General features: G+C 68.9%; 3 protein-coding genes and 1 pseudogene. 2 read left to right on the plus strand and 2 right to left on the minus strand.

Annotation, left to right across the window (positions count from 1 at the left end; genetic code table 11):
• Together DBR34_RS13155 and DBR34_RS13160 are read right to left on the minus strand one after the other, a co-directional pair.
• Positions 1 to 213, minus strand: a pseudogene (locus DBR34_RS13155) (MBL fold metallo-hydrolase); the annotation flags it as partial.
• 88 nt (positions 214 to 301) lie between these two features.
• On the minus strand, positions 302 to 940 hold the full coding sequence (locus DBR34_RS13160) for an NAD(P)H-binding protein (protein WP_128097122.1): 639 nt from the start codon (positions 938 to 940) through the stop codon (positions 302 to 304).
• 97 nt (positions 941 to 1,037) lie between these two features.
• Here DBR34_RS13160 and DBR34_RS13165 point away from each other — a divergent pair, with 97 nt between their 5' ends.
• Positions 1,038 to 1,940 (plus strand): LysR family transcriptional regulator, encoded by a 903-nt coding sequence (locus tag DBR34_RS13165; RefSeq protein ID WP_128097123.1) that lies wholly within the window; start codon positions 1,038 to 1,040, stop codon positions 1,938 to 1,940.
• Between the two features lie 111 nt (positions 1,941 to 2,051).
• The coding region (locus tag DBR34_RS23035; protein ID WP_258223904.1) for an HAD hydrolase-like protein at positions 2,052 to 2,261 on the plus strand (210 nt) is incomplete at its 3' end.

The raw sequence follows: 2,261 nt of genomic DNA on the forward strand, positions 1-2,261 counted from the left end.
GATGAGGATCGCTTCGCGGCGGCCGGTAACCAGGGTGGAGGCGACGGAGAACAGTGCCTTGTCGCCGGGGTGGTAGGGCTGCACCTGCAGCGCGTGGGCTTCGGCGGTGGCCGCGGTGGCCGCGGCGGCGTGGCTGATGGCCGGTGCGGTCACGGCGAGCGCGGTACCCAGCGTCAACGCCAGGGCCAGGGTGGTGCGGGAGACGTTCGGCATATCAAGAATTCCTGTGCAGAGCGGCCCCGGCATGACACCGGGGCCGGTAGAGCCGACCGTTGGTCGGCTGCTTCACATCGGCGGCGCGTCAGTACGCAACCGTGGCGATCTGCCGCACGTACTGCGGGGTTTCGATCTCGCTGACGAAGGCGTCGGCGTAGTCGGGGTAGCTGATCCGGCTGTGGCCGTCGGCCCCCACCAGGAAGCTGCGCGCCTGGGTGCGGAAGCCGCCGCGCTGCGGGCCGGGGCCGATTTCGGCGGCGGGCGAGTAGAAGGTCCAGTCCAGGTCGTCGACGGCCTGCAGCTGCTTCAGGGTGTCGCGTGCGGCCAGGGCGACCGGCTTGTAGGCGTCCGGGAAGCCCTCGGTATCCACCAGCTGCACGCCGGGGGCGACTTCCAGGCTGCCGGCGCCGCCGACCATGATGAAGCGCGGCACGCCGGCCTGGCGCGCGGCCTTGACCAGCGCGGCGCTGGTGGTGGTCACGGTGCTGGGCGCATCGCCCGGACGCGGGCCGAAGGCGCTGGCCAGCACGTCGTGGCCGGCGATCACGGCGGCCAGGGCGTCGGTGTCGTCCAGCGCGGCGACGGCCAGCTGGGCGCCGTCCAGTTCGGCCGGCAGGTCGGTTTCGCGGCGCACGATGGCGGTGACCTGATGGCCACGGGCGAGGGCCTGGCGAGCGATTTCACGGCCGATGTTGCCGGTGGCACCAACGAGGGCGATTTTCATGGGGGCAGATCCGTTGAGGAAGGAAGGCCAGCGTATGCGTCTGGAATCGAACGTAAAACCGCGTATAACGGGCTAATTTGTTGCGTGGATCGATCAGATGGACCGGATGACGGCGATGAACGTGTTCGTGGAGGTGGTCGAGCGCGGCAGCCTGACCGCGGCGGCCGAGGCGCTGGAGATGTCGCGGGCGATGGTGACCCGCTACCTGGCCGAGGTGGAGCGCTGGCTGGGCGCGCGGTTGCTGCACCGGACCACGCGCCGGATCAGCCTGACCGGCCCGGGCGAGGCGGCGCTGCTGCGGTTCCGGCAGATGCTGGCGATCGGCGATGAACTGCACGGCGAACTGGCCACCGACAACCCCGAACCGCACGGGCTGATCCGGGTCACGGCGAGCGTGTCGTTCGGACAGATCCACCTGGCCGCGGCAGTGGCCGACTTCGTCAAGCGGTATCCGCTGACGCGGGTGGAACTGCTGCTGGTGGACCGCGTGGTCAACCTGGTCGAAGAACGCGTGGATATCGCGGTGCGCATCTCGCGTGCGATCGACCCGGCGCTGATCGCGCGGCGGTTGGCCCCGTGCCGTTCGGTGCTGTGCGCGGCACCGTCGTACCTGGCCGAACGCGGTGCGCCGGCCACGGCCGATGCACTGGCCGCGCACAACTGCCTGACCCACCACTACGTGGGCAAGAGCGTGTGGCACCTGCAGCGCGATGGCCGCGCGATTGCGGTGGCGGTGGGCGGCAACATCAGCGCCAATGAAGCATCCCTCCTGCTGGAAGCGGTACGCGCCGGCGCGGGCATCGCGATGCTGCCCACCTACCAGATCGCGCCGTTGCTGCGCAGTGGCGAGTTGATTGAAGTGCTGCCCGATTACCAGGTGGAAGGGCTGGGCATCCACGCGGTGTATGCCTCACGCCGGCAGCTGCCGACGATCATGCGCAGCTTCCTGGATTTCCTGGTGGAACGGTTTGCCAGCCCGGAATTCCTGGCGCAGCTGTAAACGCGGCACCGGTGCAGCCGACCAACGGTCGGCTCTACCCAAGCGTGCATCGGCAGCACACACGCACCTCCGTACAATGTCCCTCCCCATGTCGTACAAGCGAGTTGAGTTGTGCCGTATCCGTATCCGTTGGTGGTGTTCGATCTGGATGGCACGCTGGTGGACAGCGCCGCCGACATTGCCGAGGCATTGAACCGCACGCTGCAGGACTGGCAGTTGCCGCGCGTGCCCGAGGCCACCGTGCTGACCTGGATCGGCGACGGCGTGCGTCGGTTGGTGGAGCAGGCATTCGATGCGGCCGGCAGCGGCATCGACCTGGAC

The organism is Stenotrophomonas sp. HMWF003 (assembly GCF_003061285.1).
GTDB classification, from domain to species: Bacteria; Pseudomonadota; Gammaproteobacteria; order Xanthomonadales; family Xanthomonadaceae; genus Stenotrophomonas; species Stenotrophomonas maltophilia_AP.

Bases quoted from the DNA above. Each gene is read 5' to 3' on its own strand.
- DBR34_RS13160 (WP_128097122.1), bottom strand. From the start codon at position 940: ATGAAAATCGCCCTCGTTGGTGCCACCGGCAACATCGGCCGTGAAATC.
- DBR34_RS13165 (WP_128097123.1), top strand. From the start codon at position 1,038: ATGGACCGGATGACGGCGATGAACGTGTTCGTGGAGGTGGTCGAGCGC.